The sequence below is a fragment of the Streptomyces sp. A0592 genome (genome assembly GCF_004795115.1).
GTDB lineage: Bacteria > Actinomycetota > Actinomycetes > Streptomycetales > Streptomycetaceae > Streptomyces > Streptomyces erythrochromogenes.
The window spans coordinates 57,011-73,131 of the sequence record NZ_SSBM01000007.1; the positions used below are offsets into that span (position 1 = coordinate 57,011).

Sequence of the window (16,121 nt, forward strand, 5' to 3'; positions counted from 1 at the left end):
AAGAGGAGACGGGGAGTCACGCAAGGGCGCGGCGCCGCACGACTGGATAAAAGCCTTGTCCCCCAGTGGCAGCCGGGCGCACGCGGACCTGCGAAGACTGCGGTCATCATCCACGGTGGGGCAGCCGATGTCACCCCCGGTCCGTGCACCTACGGCAGCAGGGGTCCGACCCGGGTCCACGCGTCGACCGAGGCCGCCGGCGGGGCGTCGTCCGGGAGGTGGGGGCGGACCGCCGTCAGCCATGCGATCAGGTTCTTGATGCGGCGCAGGTGGCGGATGCGGTGGTGGGGGAGGTCGCGCCAGACGCGGCCCTGCGCCGCCGCCTGGGCCGGGGTCAGGTCGATCAGCGCGAGCAGGTCCCGGCACAGGGCCACCGGGTCGCCGCCGCGGTCCGGGCCGAACTGCTGGATCAAGTAGCCTCGTACGCAGGCCAGTTCGGGCGCCGCGACCAGCTCCGGCGTGCCTTCGGCCGCCGCGCAGCGGTGGGTGGCGGCCAGCGCCACCCGGCCCCAGCGCAGCCGGATCCCGTCCGGCAGCCGGTCGTCGCGCATCCGGACGCCGGCGAGCACGCGCAGGGTCCGCGGATGGGGTTCGTCCCCCAGCGGCGGATCGGTGGCCAGCCAGGCCTCCAGGTCCTCCAGCGAGTGCCCGTCGGGCGGCACCGAGGTCAGCACCTGTCCCCGGGAGAGCAGCGCGACCATGGCGCCGCTGAAGTGGACCTTCGCGGTCTGCCCGGCGTCGAAGGAGCCGACGGGCCGTCCGTACCGCTCGATGTGGCGCAGCCCCATCCGCGACGCGCCCACGGCGTAGACCTGCCCGGCACGGGCCACGCCGCCGATGCAGCGGACCACGCACACGCCACCGGTGACGTCGGCCTCCTCGACGGAGTAGACCTGCAGTTCGGCGATGGACACCCCGGCCCCCTTCCCCGGGCGGCAGGTTACCTGCCGGGGGTGGGGGCCGTGCTCACACGGAGCCCTGGAGGTACACGCGGGTGCGGGTGACGGCGGAGGCGGCGGCCGAGAACCCCGGGCCCGCCGTCCCACCGGTCGGGGAACCGCGGCAGGTCCAGTCGCAGCACGACGCCCGAGCCCCGGCCGTCCGCGTGCACCGACCGCAGCCGGACGCCCGTCGGCTCGGGCACCTCGTGCTGGTACGGCGCGAGGGCCGGCGGGCCGTGGACGAGGTCGGCCCAGTTCACCGCGCCGGGGCTTCCAGCACGAGGCGGATCTCGGTGACCTCGTAGCCGGCGCGGTCGAAGGCCGCGGCCATCGGCAGGTTCACGGTGTCCGTGGTCGCGGTGATGCGCTCGGCGCCCTGCGCCGCGTGGAAGCGGGTGATCTCGGCGAGGATCTCGTCGATCAGGCCCCGGCCGCGCTGCTCCGGTACGACGCCCAGGTAGCCGACGTTGCGGTGGTACGGGGTCGCCGAGGGCACGGCCAGACCGGCGAGGCGGCCGTCGGGCAGGTGGGCCAGGCGCCACCAGGAGCGCTCGCCGGGGCAGTCGAGGTAGAAGTCGAAGTCCTCGCGGGCCAGCTGCTCGGCGTCCATCAGCTCCAGTTCGTGCCGCGTGGCCAGGTCGAGGCTGCCCCGGGAGAGCCGGACGAAGGCGTCCAGCATCTCCTCGTCGGTGCCCTCGCGGAAGACGAGGCGGCCGGTGGGCCCGGCCGTCCCGGCGGCCGGGGTCCACTCGTAGCGCAGGCGCTCGATCTCGCGGGTCAGGCCGGTCCGGTACGCGGCCTCCCGGCGCCAGGCGACCGCCGCGGCCAGCTCGGGGTCGGCCCGCCAGCCGCGGGGCAGGGAGACGTTGTAACCCGGGAGCCCCCCGAAAGCGGCGTGACCGGCGTCCAGCAGCCCGGCGGCGACCGCGGCGGGGTCGGCCACGCCGGCCCGCACCTGGAGGCAGTCGAGCGCGATCGGCTGCTCGCTGTCGGCCCGGCCCCACCACAGGGCGCGGGCCAGGATCTCCCCGTCCTCGTCCTCCGCGGTCCAGATCCACTCGGGGCGTATCCGGTTGCCGGCGAGCTCCTCGCGGATCTTCTCGCCGGTCAGGGCGGGGACGGGGCCGTCGGCGGGGTGGGCGACGGCGCGGTCCAGGTGTGCGGGGTCTGCGGTGGCAGCGCGAAAGAGCATCCGCCGATGATCACACGGTGCCTGCCGGCCGACCAGGGAATTCGGGCCCGGGAACGGCCGACGGCCGGCCTCCTCGGGGGGAGACCGGCCGTCGGCTGCGTGCTCGTGTCCGCTACGACCAGGTGATCAGCCGGCGGGGGTGTTCCAGGACCGCCGCGATGTCGGCGAGGAACTTGGAGCCGAGCTCGCCGTCGATGAGGCGGTGGTCGAAGGACAGCGCCAGGGTGGTGACCTGACGCGGCTTGACCTTGCCCTTGTGGACCCACGGCTGGAGCTTGATCGCGCCGACCGCGAGGATCGCGGACTCGCCGGGGTTCAGGATGGGCGTACCGGTGTCGACGCCGAAGACGCCGACGTTGGTGATGGTGATCGTGCCGTTCTGCATGTCGGCCGGGGAGGTCTTGCCGTCGCGGGCCGTGGCGACCAGCGAGGACAGGGACTCCGACAGCTCGCCCAGGGTCTTGGCGTGGGCGTCCTTGATGTTCGGGACGATCAGCCCGCGGGGCGTGGCCGCCGCGATGCCCAGGTTGACGTAGTGCTTGAGCACGATCTCCTGGGCCGCCTCGTCCCAGGACGCGTTGACGTCCGGGTTGCGGCGGATGGCCACCAGGACGGCCTTGGCGATCAGGAGCAGCGGGTTGATCCGCAAGCCCGCGAGGTCCGGGTCGGCCTTGAGCTCCTGGACCAGCTTCATCGTGCGCGTCACGTCGAAGGTGATGAACTCGGTGACGTGCGGGGCGGTGAAGGCCGAGCCGACCATGGCCTGGGCGGTGACCTTGCGGACGCCCTTGACCGGGATACGGGTCTCGCGCGCCGACGGGTCGGCCGCCGGGGCGGCGGACACCGCGACGGCCTCGGCCGCCGGGGCCGGGGCGGCAGCGGGAGCCGCGGCCGCGGGCACGGCCTGCGGGGCGATCGCCGCGGCGGCCGCCGCGTGGACGTCCTCCCGGGTCACGACTCCGCCGTCACCGGTCGGGACCACCGAGGCCAGGTCGATGCCGAGGTCCTTGGCGAGCTTGCGCACCGGCGGCTTGGCCAGCGGACGCTCACCGGTCGGCTGCGCCGGGACCGCGGGCGCCACCGGGGCGGCGGGGGCGGCGGGGGCCGCCGCCGGGGCCGTGGTGCCGTTCTGCGCGGCAACGGCGGGCGCCGGGGCCTTGCGCGGCCGGCGCTTGGTGGAGGACTCGGCGACGCCGTAGCCGACGAGCACGGGCTGGCGGGCCGCCGGGGCGGCCTCCTCGGCCTCGGCGGGGGCGGGGATCTCCTGGGCCGGGGCCTCGGCGGCCTCGCCGGAGCCGGTCTGCACCGAGATGATCACCTGGCCGACATCGACCGTGGTGCCCTCCTCGAAGAGGAGAGCGTGCACGACGCCGTCGAACGGGATCGGCAGCTCGACGGCGGCCTTGGCCGTTTCGACCTCGCAGACGACCTGGCCGTCGGTGACGGTGTCACCCGGCTGGACGTACCACTTGAGGATCTCGGCCTCGGTGAGGCCCTCGCCCACGTCGGGCATCTTGAATTCGCGGATGGTCATGGAACGTGGCTCCTCAGTACGCCAGCGAGCGGTCGACGGCGTCGAGCACCCGGTCCAGGCCCGGCAGGTACTCGTCCTCCAGGCGGGCCGGCGGGTACGGGGCGTGGAAGCCGCCCACGCGCAGTACCGGCGCCTCCAGGTGGTAGAAGCACCGCTCCGTGATGCGGGCGGCGATCTCCGAGCCCACGCCGAGGAAGACCGGCGCCTCGTGGACGACCACGAGCCGGCGGGTCTTCTCCACCGACGCCTGGATCCCGTCGAAGTCGACCGGGGACATCGAGCGCAGGTCCAGGACCTCGACCGACTTGCCCTCCTCGGCGGCCGCGGCCGCCGCCTCCAGGCAGACCTTCACCATCGGGCCGTAGGCGGCCAGGGTGAGGTCGGAGCCCTCGCGCACCACCCGGGACTTGTGCAGCTCGCCCGGGATGGCCTCGGTGTCGACCTCGCCCTTGTCCCAGTAGCGGCGCTTCGGCTCGAAGAAGATCACCGGGTCGTCGCTGAGGATCGCCTGCTGGAGCATCCAGTAGGCGTCGCTCGCGTTCGACGGGGAGACCACCTTCAGACCCGGGACGTGCGCGAACAGCGTCTCGGGGGACTCCGAGTGGTGCTCGACCGCGCCGATGGCGCCGCCGTACGGGATGCGCACCACGACGGGCATCTTGATCTTGCCCAGGGCGCGTGCGTGCATCTTCGCGAGCTGCGTGACGATCTGGTCGTACGCGGGGAACACGAAACCGTCGAACTGGATCTCCACGACCGGCCGGTACCCGCGCAGGGCCAGGCCGATGGCGGTGCCGACGATGCCCGACTCGGCGAGCGGGGTGTCGATGACCCGCTCCTCGCCGAAGTCCTTCTGCAGGCCGTCGGTGATCCGGAAGACACCGCCCAGCTTGCCGACGTCCTCACCCATGATCAGGACCTTCGGGTCCTGCTCCAGGGCCTTGCGCAGCGACTCGTTGAGCGCCTTAGCGATCGACATCTTCTCGACAGCCATCAGTGACCCTCCTCGGCCGACTCGAAGGACGCGAGGTAGGCGGCGAACTGCGCGCGCTCCTCGTCGACGAGCGCGTGCCCGTCCGCGTAGACGTTCTCGAAGATCGCCATGGTGTCCGGGTCGGGCATGGCGCGCACGGCCTCGCGCACGCGCTTGCCCATGGCCTCGCTCTCGGCCTCCAGCTCCTCGAAGAACGCCTCGTCGGCGCCGCCGCTGGCCAGCAGGTGGGCCTTCAGGCGCTGGATGGGGTCCTTGGACTCCCAGGCGGCCCGCTCCTCGTCCCGGCGGTACTTGGTCGGGTCGTCGGAGGTGGTGTGCGCGCCCATGCGGTACGTGAACGCCTCGACCAGGGTCGGGCCCTCGCCGCGGCGCGCCCGGTCCAGGGCCCAGCGGGTCACGGCCAGGCAGGCCAGGACGTCGTTGCCGTCGACGCGGACGCCGGGGAAGCCGAAGCCCTGCGCGCGCTGGTAGAGCGGCACGCGCATCTGGCGCTCGGTCGGCTCGGAGATCGCCCACTGGTTGTTCTGGCAGAAGAACACCACGGGGGAGTTGTAGACCGCGGAGAAGTTGAAGGCCTCCATCACGTCGCCCTGGCTGGACGCGCCGTCGCCGAAGTAGGCGATCACGGCCGCGTCCGCGCCGTCCTTGGCCACGCCCATCGCGTATCCGGTCGCGTGGAGCGTCTGCGAGCCGATGACGATCGTGTAGAGGTGGAAGTTGTTGAGGTTCGGGTCCCAGCCGCCGTGGTTCACGCCGCGGAACATGCCGAGCAGGTTCGTCGGGTCGACCCCGCGGCACCAGGCCACGCCGTGCTCGCGGTAGGTCGGGAAGACGTAGTCCGCGTCGTTCAGCGCCCGGCCGGAGCCGATCTGCGCGGCCTCCTGGCCGAGGAGCGAGGCCCACAGGCCCAGCTCGCCCTGGCGCTGCAGGGCGGTCGCCTCACCGTCGAAGCGGCGGGTCATGACCATGTCGCGGTACAGGCCGCGCAGGTCCTCGGTGGTGATGTCTGCGACGAAGGATGCGAACTCCGCGTTTTCCGCGTTGTCGACCCGGTCCCCTTCGGGCGTCAGCAGCTGTACGAGCTGAGGTTCGGCGTCCTGCGTCCTAGCGGTGGCAGCGGCGGGCTTGGCGGCGCTCGCCGCGCCTGCCGCCCGCTTGGTGCCGCTGCTGCGTCGCGGCTTGCGCGCGGCAGTGCTCTCCACGGTCACTTGTGCTCCTCCGTCGGTCCGGCACCCGGGTTCTCCGGGGTCCAGTGCGGCTCACCTGCATCCGTAACGAGCGCACGGGGTGGGTGCGCGTCGCGTACGGGATTCAGGCGTGACAGGCGTCCCGGCGAGTGCCCTGCGCAATGCACGTTACCCAGTGCGCCGCATAACTGCGAAACCCCGTTTGACCTGCGTTTTTGCTTGGATTTCCAAGTAAATCCGCAGCGACGGGAACAACCACTGGTCACAGCCTTGCAGGGGCCGGGAACAACGGCACGTTATCCCGGGTAACTCCGGCAGGGAAGAGGTGAGTGTGTGAAACTGACTTCGTGCGCGAAGACGGAAAAATCAAGGTATTCCTCCTGGACGACCACGAAGTGGTCCGTCGGGGCGTCCACGAGCTGCTGTCGGTCGAGGAGGACATCGAGATCGTCGGCGAGGCCGGTACGGCCGCCGACGCACTGGTCCGCATCCCCGCCACCCGGCCCGACGTGGCCGTCCTCGACGTCCGCCTGCCGGACGGCAGCGGGGTGGAGGTGTGCCGCGAGGTGCGCTCCCGGAACGAGGACGTCAAGTGCCTGATGCTGACCTCGTTCGCGGACGACGAGGCCCTCTTCGACGCGATCATGGCCGGCGCCTCGGGCTACGTACTCAAGGCGATCCGCGGGAACGAGCTGCTCAGCGCCGTGCGTGACGTCGCCGCCGGCAAGTCGCTGCTGGACCCGGTGGCCACCGCCCGCGTGCTGGAGCGGCTGCGCGACGGCAAGGGCGGCAAGGGCGACGACCGCCTCGCCAACCTCACCGAGCAGGAGCGCAAGATCCTCGACCTGATCGGCGAGGGCCTGACCAACCGCGTCATCGGCGAGCGCCTGCACCTGGCCGAGAAGACCATCAAGAACTACGTCTCCAGCCTGCTGTCCAAGCTGGGCATGGAGCGCCGCTCCCAGGCCGCCGCCTACGTGGCCCGCCTCCAGGCCGAGAAGCGCTGAGCCGTAGCGACCGGGGCCGCCGTCCTCTTCGGGCCGGCCCGCGTTCCACGGCCGCGGTGTTTCACTCGGGACCAACGTCCCCGGTCGTCGGGGCGGGTTCCTCTTTCCCGGCACGGTGCCGGTGGCGGACAGTGGACGGCATGTCCCCAGAGGATCACCACGCCCTCGAACTGCTGCGCCGGGTGCCGTACGGCCGGGTGGCCACCAGCATGCGCGCGCTGCCCTTCCTCGCACCGGCCCGCCACATCGTGGTGGACGGCCGGGTCGTCCTGAGAATGCACGCCGGTTTCGGCCACCACCAGGCGTGCAACGGAAGCGTGGTGTCCTACGGGGCCGACAATTTCAATTCTCCGGACCCCCGGCTCTGGTCGGTGCAGTTCACCGGAACGGCGCAGGTCATCGAGCCGACCACGGCAGAACTGGAACTCTTCGGTCCGGGTCCGCATTTCGTGAACGGCGAGGTGTTCGACCCCGTCCACATGCGAATCGAACCCCAGTTCAGCACCGTTCACTCGCTCGCCGGGAACGGGAATCCCGACCGGCTCTGCGGGCACTCCCTCTGACGGGGCGCCCATGCGGACGGGCCCGGCGGAAATCGATTCCGCCGGGCCCGTTCCGTGCTCGCTCCGCGCTACTCCGCGCTACTCCGCGCTGTCGGGACCCGGCGGCGGCTGGGACTTCGTCGCCGTCGCGGTCGCCGTGGCCGTCTTCGTCGCCGTGGCGGTCGCGGTCGCCGTGCTGCTCTTGGTCGCCGTCGCGGTGGGCGACGCCGTCGCCGTGGCCGTGGGCTGCTGACTGGCGGTCTGCGTCCGGGTGCGGGTCGCCGGCGGCGGGGTGTCGTTGTTCGTCGGCGTGTTGTCCGTGGTCTGGCGCGACTGCGTCGGGTTCGGCGAGTCGGACAGGCTCGGCTTGGCGCTGGGGGAGGTCTGGGTGGTGCCCGGATCCTGCTTCTCGCCGCCCTTGCCGCCGCCCACGCTGTTGACGGCGTAGGCCACGCCGCCCGCGATCGCGACGATCGCGAGCACCGCGAACAGCCACATCTTCCAGCGGCCGCCGTTGCCGCGCCGGTCGTCGTAGGCCTCGTAGCCTCCGCTGTGACCGCCGCCGTGGCCTCCGGGACCGCCGGGGAAGGCCGTGCCGTCGTCCGGGTTCAGCGGCGGCACCATCGGCTGCTGGAACTGCGAGGTCGAGGCGTTCGCGGGGTACCCGTGCCCGCCGCCGGGCCCGCCCACCGGCATGGCCGTGGTGGCGGCGGCGCCGCCGCGGCCGTGCGGCAGCGCCATGGTGACCGGGCCGGTGTTCCAGGTGCCGGTGTTCGGGCCCTGGTCGTGCAGCATCTGGAGCGCGTACTGGACCAGCCCGCGCATCTCCTCGGCACTCTGGAACCGGTCGTCCGGGTCCTTGGCGAGGGAGCGCATGACCAGGCCGTCGAGCTCCTGCGGGATGTGGTGGCCCTCCGGCAGCTGCGAGGGCGGTACGGGCGCGTCCTGGACGTGCTGGTAGACCACGGAGAGCGGGGTCTCGCCGGTGAACGGGGGCCGCAGCGCGAGGAGTTCGTAGAGCAGGCAGCCGGTCGCGTACAGGTCGGAGCGGTGGTCGACGGCCTTGCCGAGGGCCTGTTCGGGCGAGAGGTACTGCGGGGTGCCCATGACCATGCCGGTCTGGGTCATCGTCGCCTGCCCGCCGTGCAGGGCTCGGGCGATGCCGAAGTCCATCACCTTCACGGCGCCGGCGTCGGTGATGATGACGTTCGCCGGCTTGATGTCGCGGTGGACGATGCCGTGCTGGTGCGAGTACGCGAGGGCTTCGAGCACGCCCGAGACGATGATGAGCGCCTGCTCGGGGCCCGGGGCCTCGGCGCTGATCAGGAGGTCCCGGATGGTGCGGCCCTCGACCAGCTCCATGACGATGTAAGGGACGGTGTTCGGGCCGACCCGGTCCTCGCCCGAGTCGTACACGGCGACGACGGCGTGGTGGTTGAGTCCGGCGACGGACTGCGCCTCGCGCGTGAAGCGGGCCTTGGAGATCGGGTCCTCGGCCAGGTCGGCGCGCAGCAGCTTCACGGCGACGGTGCGGCCCAGGCGCACGTCCTCGGCGGCGAACACCTCCGCCATGCCGCCGCGGCCCAGTCGGTGCGTCAGCCGGTAACGGCCGTCGCCCACCAGGCCACCGTCGCCCCAGTGCTCAGGACCATCGGTCATCCCGGCGCCGTTTCCCTCGGGTTCGGGTGCCATCAGTCCTCGCCGTCGTCTCTCTCGGCCGCCGCTCAGCGGTAGTCCTCTTTATTGGTGCTCCGGTGAACGCTACAGCCTCCGAACCGGTCACCGTTCGGACAAGGCCACCCTGTGCACGTGTGGTCACGGAACGGGCACCTGGCTTGACGTGTGCTTGCCCTGGGGCAGACTGGGCGCCACGTGCGCCCGGCCAGAGGCGTGAAGGCACATCCCGAGGGGAAGCAACAGTCATGAGCCAGGACGGCACTCAGGGCCAGTACGCGGGCGGCTCTCTGGCCGGTGGCCGTTACCAGCTAAGGGACTTGCTGGGTGCGGGCGGCATGGCCTCTGTATACCTCGCGTACGACTCGGCGCTGGACCGGCAGGTGGCCATCAAGACCCTGCACAGCGACCTCGGCCGGGAGCAGTCCTTCCGCGAGCGCTTCCGCCGCGAGGCCCAGGCTGTAGCGAAACTGTCGCACACGAACATCGTCTCGGTCTTCGACACCGGTGAAGGCGAAGTGACGTTCGGCGGCGGGCGCTCGGGCGACGGCGCGGTGATGCCGTACATCGTCATGGAGTACGTGGAGGGCAAGCCGCTCGGCTCGGTGCTCGAAGCGGACATCCGGCAGCACGGGGCCATGCCGGCGGACAAGGCGCTGAAGGTGACGGCCGACGTGCTCGCCGCCCTGGAGACCAGCCACGAGATGGGGCTCGTCCACCGCGACATCAAGCCCGGCAACGTGATGGTGAACAAGCGCGGCGTGGTCAAGGTGATGGACTTCGGCATCGCCCGCGCCATGCAGTCGGGGGTCACCTCGATGACGCAGACCGGCATGGTCGTCGGCACCCCGCAGTACCTCTCCCCCGAACAGGCCCTGGGACGCGGCGTCGACGCCCGCTCCGACCTGTACTCGGTCGGCATCATGCTCTTCCAGCTGCTGACGGGGCGGATCCCGTTCGACGCTGACTCGCCGCTGGCCATCGCGTACGCCCACGTGCAGGAGGAGCCGGTCGCGCCGTCCTCCATCAACCGGTCGGTGACCCCGGCGATGGACGCCCTGGTGGCCCGGGCGCTGAAGAAGAACCCGAACGAGCGCTTCCCCACGGCCGCGGCCATGGGCGACGAGGTCGCGCGGGTGCTGGGCTCCGGGCAGACCGGGGCGCCGGTCATCGTGCAGGGCCAGGGGCCGCTGAGCAGCGGCGCGGGCGTGTCCTCGGCGGTGTTCCCGCCGGTGGAGTCCGGCTTCCAGGCCCCGCCGCAGTCGGTGCAGCAGCCCTACCAGGCGCCGCACAGCCCGACGCCGGCCCCGTACGCGCCGACGCCCGCCCCGCAGCCGCACGCGCAGGGCGGCTACGCCTACCCGCACACGCCCCCGCCGCAGGCGCAGTACGCCCCGCAGACCCCGCCTCCGTACACGATCTCCCCGACGGGCGCGGCGGGCCCGTCGGGCTCGGGCGGCGGCAAGCGGAACATGCCGGTGGTCGTGGGCGCCGTCGCGGTGGCGCTGCTGGCGGTCGGCGGCCTGATCGCGGCGATCTCGATGAACGGGGACGACAAGGACAAGGGCGGCACCACGGCCGATCCCGGCGCCTCCACGTCCGCGTCCGCGAAGGCCGGGTTCAAGGGCCCCGACGTCACGCGCACGATCGACGCCAAGAAGTGCTCGGAGCCGGTGAAGCACTACAGCGAGGCCGGCAAGTACTCGGCGCCGGACCTCAAGTACAAGAACCTGCTCTCCGTGAAGGCCTGCATCCAGGCCTCGGGCGGCAAGTACACCATCGTCCCGAAGGACGAGGCCGTGTACGGCAAGGACACGGTGCTGAGCCAGACCCCGGCCGCCGGCGACAAGATCAACAAGGAGGGCACGGAGTACACGCTCACCGTGTCCACCGGCAACCCGGAGTAGCCGCTCCCGGCGGCCTGCACGACACACCGGCATCCCGGGCACCCGATAGGGCGCCCGGGATGCCGCTTTTGCCCCACTATGTAAATCTGAGCGCATATCGCTGACTCCAGCGAGCACGCCGGCCGCTCGGGACGGGAGGGGCTCCCCGTGATCCAAGGCTTCCGCCCGTCGCACTGGCTCGCCTGCGCCGCGCTGGCCGCAGCCGCCCTCGCACCGGCCGCCTCCGTCCACGCCGGCCCCCTCGCACCGGCCCACGCCGACCGCACCCACGCCCACCGCGCCGCGCCGCCCGCGGCCCAGCCGCTGCGCAACGCGGCCGACGAGGGCGACGAGGGCGACGACGCCCGCGAGGAGCTCGCGGGGAGCGCCGCCGGGGTGGGCCGCGAGCGGCCCGGCCGGCCGGTCGGCGCGCCCGCCGATCCGGAGCTGCTGATCGCCTCCCGGCCGCTGCCGGTGCGCCCGCGTACCGAGCCCACACCGCCGCCGCCCCCGCCCTCCCCGCCGCCGCCGCAGAGGCCCTCCGCCGCCGCCCCGACAGCGCGTGACAGCGTCACCGCGCTCGACACCGCCCTCGACACCGAGCCGAACGACCGGGCGGCGGACCTGGCCGCGCACATACTGCCGCTGGGCACCGGATTCGCCCTGATGGGACTGGGTCTGGGCTATCTGGGCCTACGGCTGCGACGGAGCGCGTAGCGGCGTTCCCCTTCCGAAGTACGCCCGCCGATGGTTGCCCTGCGTGAACATACTCGGTATACATACCGAGTATGTCGATCCGTCACGGGCTACTCGCCCTCCTGGAACGGGGTCCTCGGTACGGCTCCCAGCTGCGCACCGAGTTCGAATCCCGGACCGGCTCCACCTGGCCGCTCAACGTCGGGCAGGTCTACACGACCCTCGCCCGGCTCGAACGCGACGGCCTCGTCGCACCCGACGGCGAGGACACCGCGGGACACACCCTCTACGCCATCACCGACACCGGGCGCGCCGAGCTGCGCGAGTGGTACGAGCGCCCCGTCGACCGGGCCAACCCGCCCCGGGACGAGCTGTCCATCAAGCTCGCCATGGCCGTGGGCGCCCCGGGAGTGGACATCCGCGCCGTCATCCAGTCCCAGCGGCACGCCACGATCCGCGCGATGCAGGACTACACCCGACTCAAGGCCACCGCGCTCGCGGCGGTCGAGAGCGGCCGGTCCGGCGAACGCGACGACGTCGCCTGGCTGCTCGTGCTGGAGCAGCTGATCTTCCAGACCGAGGCCGAGGCCCGCTGGCTCGACCACTGCGAGGCCCGGCTCGTCCGGCTCTCCCTGCCGGCCGACCGGAGAGCCGCCGTGCCCGAACCGCCCCAGGCCGCCGTCGAGACCCCGGCCCCGACCACCACCACCCGGCCCCGCACCGCCCGTACGCGGCGCGCCTGAACCACCGTCCCAGGGGGGACCCCTCATGCCCGACCAGCGCCAGCCCCAGCAACCCGTACTGCAGTTGGAGCGGCTCGTCCGCACCCACGGCAGCGGCGCCACCGAAGTGCACGCCCTGCGCGGCATCGACCTCGCCGTGTACCCCGGCGAACTCGTCGCCGTCATGGGCCCTTCCGGCTCCGGCAAATCCACGCTGCTCACCCTCGCGGGCGGCCTCGACGTCCCCACCGGCGGCCGGGTGCTGGTCGAGGGCACCGACATCACCGCGGCGAGCCGCAAGCAGCTCGCCGCGCTGCGCCGCCGCAGCATCGGGTACGTCTTCCAGGACTACAACCTGATCCCGGCCCTCACCGCCGCCGAGAACGTGGCCCTGCCGCTCGAACTGGACGGGACCTCGGCCCGCAAGGCCCGCGCCGCGGCCCTCGCGGCGCTGGCGGAGATGAACCTGGGCATCCTCGCCGACCGCTTCCCCGACGAGATGTCCGGCGGGCAGCAGCAGCGCGTGGCCATCGCCCGCGCCCTCGTGGGCGACCGCCGCCTCGTCCTCGCCGACGAGCCCACCGGCGCCCTCGACTCCGAGACGGGCGAGTCCGTCCTCGCGCTGCTGCGCTCCCGCTGCGACGCCGGCGCGGCCGGGGTCCTCGTCACCCACGAGCCGCGCTTCGCCGCGTGGGCCGACCGCGTGGTGTTCCTGCGCGACGGCAGCGTGGTCGACGAGACCCTGCGCAGCCACGCCGACTCCCTCCTCTCCGGGCAGGCGGGCGGCCAGTGACCTCCTCGCCCCAAGGCTGGTACCACTCCTGGGTCGCGGCCCTGCGCATCGCCCGCCGCGACGCCTGGCGCGCGAAGGGCCGCAGCTGCCTGGTCCTTTCGATGATCGCCCTGCCGATCGTCGGCGTCAGCGCCGCCGACCTCACCCTGCGCAGCGCCGAACTCTCCCCCGACCAGGCCGTCAGCCGTGTGGTCGGGGCCGCCGACGCCCGGGTCGCCACCTCGCACGTGGGCGGCCCGATCTACCAGGTGCCCGACGGGTCGAACTTCGCGCCCGTCGGCAGCTTCGACAGCAGCGACGCCACCTCGCGACCGCAGGAGGAGACCCCGGAGCAGGTGGCCGCCGCGCTCCCGCCCGGAAGCCGGCTGCTGAAGGACTCCAGGGGCTACGGCAAGGTCCGCACCCAACACGGGCTGCTCGAAACCGACCTGCGCGAGACCGATCTGCACGACCCGCTGGCCAAGGGGTTGTTCACGCTCGACCGCGGCCGGCTGCCCGAGCGGGCGGGCGAGGTCGTCGCGACCAACGCCTTCCTGGAGAACTCCGGCATGTTCGTCGGTTCCTCGGTCACGCCGCGCGGAACCACCGCCGCCTACAAGATCGTCGGCGCTTACGAGCTGCCGGACGACCTCAAGAAGGTCCAGATCACCGCAGCGCCCGGGAGCCTGATCGGCCCCCTCGACCAGGCGCTCCAGACCTCCGGGGGCACCGGGGTGATCTGGGAGGACTCCTACCTGGTCAAGGTGGGCGGTGACGGTTTCACGTGGAACATGGTCCAGGCGGCCAATGCCAAGTCCCTCCTCGTCATATCCCGCGCGGTCGCCAACGATCCGCCCGCCGACGCCGACGTCCCCCTCTACCGGCAGGAGCCCAAGAAGCAGTTCGAGGGCGGCGCCGGCAACGCCACCGAAATGGCCATCCTGGCCACGATCGTGGGCCTCGCCATGCTGGAGATCTGCCTGCTCGCCGGACCCGCCTTCGCGGTCGGCGCCCGCCGCTCGCGCCGCCAGCTCGGCCTGGTGGGCGCCAACGGCGGCGACCGGCGCCACATCCGCTCCATCGTGCTCTCCGGCGGCCTGGTCATCGGCGCCGTGGCCGCGGTCTCGGGCACCGCGATCGGCATCGGTCTGACGGTGGCGCTCCAGCCGGTGCTGGAGGAGCAGCTCGGCAACCGCTTCGGCGGTCTCGACTTCCGCCCGCTGGAACTGGCCGGCATCGCCCTGCTCGCGGTGGTCACCGGACTGCTGTCCGCGATCGTCCCCGCGGTCACCGCCTCCCGGCAGACGGTCCTGGCCTCGCTGACCGGCCGCCGCGGGGTGCGCCGCTCCAACCGGGTGCTGCCGGTCGTCGGCCTGGCGGCCGTCGCCGCCGGAGCCGGGATCGCCCTCTACGGCAGCGCCGCGGACCTGGGCTCCGCCGTCGTGGCGGGCGGCAGCGCACTGGCCGAGCTCGGCATCGTCGCCCTCACGCCGGTCCTGGTCGGCCTCTTCGGGCGCCTCGGCCGCTGGCTGCCCCTGTCCCCGCGGCTCGCACTGCGCGACGCCGTGCGCAACCGGGGGCGTACGGCCCCCGCCGTGGCCGCGGTCCTGGCCGCCGTCGCAGGCACCGTCGCGGTGGCCACGTACCAGCACAGCAACGACATCCAGAGCCGCCACGAGTACCGCGCCGACCTGCCGCACGGCACCGGCCAACTGCTGACCTCCGAGAACAGCGCCTACAAGGAGGTCCCCGCCCTGCGCGAGTCCCTCACCAAGCAGCTCCCGGTGGCCCTGCGCGCGGACGTGGACCGGCTGGTCGTCGGCAAGCCGGGCTGTGAGGAGTACACGCGGGACCCGGACTGCGGCGAGGCCCGGATCATCACGCCCAAGGACCAGCGCTGCCCGCTCTACGAGGGCCCCGGGGGCTCCGCTGACTTCAGCGCGGAGGAGGCCCGCCGGCTGCGCCAGGACTGGCGCTGCAAGGGCGCGATGCGAGGCACGCGGTACGCCACGGTGGTCGCCGACGAGAAGCTGATGAAGGTGCTCCAGGTCAACGACCCGGGCGCGGTGTCCGCTCTCCAGCAGGGCCGTGCCGTCGCCTTCGACCAGCGGCAGGTCAAGGACGGCAAGCTGACCCTGCGGATCATCTCCGGACCGGACGCGGAGGACTCCCTCCCGGGGCCCGCGAAGGAACCGGTCGGCGTGGACAAGATCATCCCCGTGCACCTGGTCCCGGACGGCACCGAGGGCTGGGGCCTGGACCTGGTCCTGCCGCCCGCGGCGGTGCAGGCCGCGGGGCTGGCCACGGCACCGGTCGGCTCGTACTTCTCCCTCGACGGAGCGGCCTCCTCCGAGCAGCGCCAGCGGATCAACGGGGACATCGACCGGATGGGCGTGGACGCCTCCCTGCAGATCGAAGCGGGCTACGAGGGCGACGACAGCCTGGTCCTGCTCGCCCTGACCGTCTTCGCCGGCCTGGTCACCATCGGCGCGGCCGGTATCGCCACCGGGCTCTCCCAGGCCGACGCCGAGGCCGATCTGAAGACGCTGGCGGCGGTGGGCGCCCCGCCGCGGGTGCGGCGGACGCTGAGCGGCTTCCAGTGCGGGGTGGTGGCCCTGATGGGCGTCGTCCTGGGTTCGGCGGCCGGAATCCTGCCCGCGGTCGGCCTGCGCCTGGTGCAGCGGCGGGAACTGGAGGCGTTCGCCCAGCGCGCCGTCGACGACGGCTACTCCCTGGCGGGCGAGTCCGTTCCGTACGTGCCGATCGCCGTGCCGTGGGAGACCCTCGCCGGGCTGCTCGTCGTGGTCCCGCTGGGCGCGGCCCTGCTGGCTGCGCTGGTCACCCGCTCCAGCGGCGCGCTGGCCCGTCGCGCCGCGGGCTGAACGCGGGGACGATTCCCCGGGCTGGTGCCCCCGTACAGGGTGGATCACGACTGTACGGGGGCACACCGTGTGAGAACGAAGGTGTGCGAGAG

At 72.7% G+C, this 16,121-nt stretch carries 13 protein-coding genes; 7 read left to right on the plus strand and 6 right to left on the minus strand.

Annotated elements, in window-relative coordinates:
* Window positions 1-149 precede the first annotated feature (149 nt).
* From E6U81_RS12875 to pdhA, 5 genes are all read right to left on the minus strand, one after another.
* The gene (locus E6U81_RS12875; RefSeq protein ID WP_136230231.1) at window positions 150-914 is read right to left on the minus strand and encodes a hypothetical protein; all 765 of its coding nucleotides are present in this window, start codon (window positions 912-914) and stop codon (window positions 150-152) included.
* Window positions 915-1,197: 283 nt separating this feature from the next.
* Window positions 1,198-2,133, minus strand: a complete 936-nt coding sequence (locus tag E6U81_RS12880; RefSeq protein ID WP_136230232.1) for a GNAT family N-acetyltransferase — start codon at window positions 2,131-2,133, stop codon at window positions 1,198-1,200.
* Window positions 2,134-2,245: 112 nt separating this feature from the next.
* Entirely contained in the window at window positions 2,246-3,667 is a 1,422-nt protein-coding gene (locus tag E6U81_RS12885; protein WP_136230233.1) for a dihydrolipoamide acetyltransferase family protein, read from the minus strand.
* Between the two features lie 13 nt (window positions 3,668-3,680).
* Window positions 3,681-4,661, minus strand: coding sequence for an alpha-ketoacid dehydrogenase subunit beta (locus E6U81_RS12890; RefSeq protein WP_136230234.1), 981 nt, complete (start codon window positions 4,659-4,661; stop codon window positions 3,681-3,683).
* A complete protein-coding gene (pdhA, locus tag E6U81_RS12895; RefSeq protein WP_136230235.1) occupies window positions 4,661-5,869 on the minus strand; it encodes a pyruvate dehydrogenase (acetyl-transferring) E1 component subunit alpha in 1,209 nt (402 codons plus the stop codon). Before pdhA ends, E6U81_RS12890 begins: the two co-directional genes overlap by 1 nt.
* Before the next feature lie 326 nt (window positions 5,870-6,195).
* On the opposite strand from pdhA, the gene E6U81_RS12900 reads away from it, so the two are divergent.
* Complete coding sequence (locus E6U81_RS12900) at window positions 6,196-6,855, plus strand: response regulator transcription factor (protein ID WP_136230236.1); 660 nt, start codon at window positions 6,196-6,198, stop codon at window positions 6,853-6,855.
* A 140-nt stretch (window positions 6,856-6,995) separates the two neighbouring features.
* The gene (locus tag E6U81_RS12905) at window positions 6,996-7,418 is read left to right on the plus strand and encodes a pyridoxamine 5'-phosphate oxidase family protein (protein ID WP_136230237.1); all 423 of its coding nucleotides are present in this window, start codon (window positions 6,996-6,998) and stop codon (window positions 7,416-7,418) included.
* 78 nt (window positions 7,419-7,496) lie between these two features.
* On the opposite strand, the gene E6U81_RS12910 is transcribed toward E6U81_RS12905, so the two are convergent.
* The gene (locus tag E6U81_RS12910) at window positions 7,497-9,089 is read right to left on the minus strand and encodes a protein kinase (RefSeq protein ID WP_136230238.1); all 1,593 of its coding nucleotides are present in this window, start codon (window positions 9,087-9,089) and stop codon (window positions 7,497-7,499) included.
* A gap of 230 nt (window positions 9,090-9,319) precedes the next feature.
* Here E6U81_RS12910 and E6U81_RS12915 point away from each other — a divergent pair, with 230 nt between their 5' ends.
* The 5 genes from E6U81_RS12915 to E6U81_RS12935 all read left to right on the plus strand — a co-directional run bounded on the left by E6U81_RS12915 (window position 9,320) and on the right by E6U81_RS12935 (window position 16,029).
* On the plus strand, window positions 9,320-10,978 hold the full coding sequence (locus E6U81_RS12915) for a protein kinase (protein WP_136230239.1): 1,659 nt from the start codon (window positions 9,320-9,322) through the stop codon (window positions 10,976-10,978).
* Between the two features lie 147 nt (window positions 10,979-11,125).
* Window positions 11,126-11,674 (plus strand): hypothetical protein, encoded by a 549-nt coding sequence (locus E6U81_RS12920; RefSeq protein ID WP_136230240.1) that lies wholly within the window; start codon window positions 11,126-11,128, stop codon window positions 11,672-11,674.
* Between the two features lie 71 nt (window positions 11,675-11,745).
* A complete protein-coding gene (locus E6U81_RS12925; protein WP_136230241.1) occupies window positions 11,746-12,396 on the plus strand; it encodes a PadR family transcriptional regulator in 651 nt (216 codons plus the stop codon).
* A 25-nt stretch (window positions 12,397-12,421) separates the two neighbouring features.
* Window positions 12,422-13,168: an ABC transporter ATP-binding protein gene (locus tag E6U81_RS12930; protein ID WP_136230242.1), complete on the plus strand. Its 747-nt coding sequence runs from the start codon at window positions 12,422-12,424 to the stop codon at window positions 13,166-13,168.
* Between the two features lie 101 nt (window positions 13,169-13,269).
* Window positions 13,270-16,029, plus strand: a complete 2,760-nt coding sequence (locus E6U81_RS12935) for an ABC transporter permease (protein WP_136230402.1) — start codon at window positions 13,270-13,272, stop codon at window positions 16,027-16,029.
* The last annotated feature ends 92 nt before the right edge of the window (window positions 16,030-16,121 follow it).

Coding starts and splice junctions, on each gene's coding strand:
- E6U81_RS12905 (WP_136230237.1), top strand. CDS start 6,996: ATGTCCCCAGAGGATCACCACGCCCTCGAACTGCTGCGCCGGGTGCCG.
- E6U81_RS12880 (WP_136230232.1), bottom strand. CDS start 2,133: ATGCTCTTTCGCGCTGCCACCGCAGACCCCGCACACCTGGACCGCGCC.
- E6U81_RS12885 (WP_136230233.1), bottom strand. CDS start 3,667: ATGACCATCCGCGAATTCAAGATGCCCGACGTGGGCGAGGGCCTCACC.
- E6U81_RS12935 (WP_136230402.1), top strand. CDS start 13,270: ATGATCGCCCTGCCGATCGTCGGCGTCAGCGCCGCCGACCTCACCCTG.
- E6U81_RS12915 (WP_136230239.1), top strand. CDS start 9,320: ATGAGCCAGGACGGCACTCAGGGCCAGTACGCGGGCGGCTCTCTGGCC.
- E6U81_RS12890 (WP_136230234.1), bottom strand. CDS start 4,661: ATGGCTGTCGAGAAGATGTCGATCGCTAAGGCGCTCAACGAGTCGCTG.
- E6U81_RS12925 (WP_136230241.1), top strand. CDS start 11,746: ATGTCGATCCGTCACGGGCTACTCGCCCTCCTGGAACGGGGTCCTCGG.
- E6U81_RS12930 (WP_136230242.1), top strand. CDS start 12,422: ATGCCCGACCAGCGCCAGCCCCAGCAACCCGTACTGCAGTTGGAGCGG.
- E6U81_RS12910 (WP_136230238.1), bottom strand. CDS start 9,089: ATGGCACCCGAACCCGAGGGAAACGGCGCCGGGATGACCGATGGTCCT.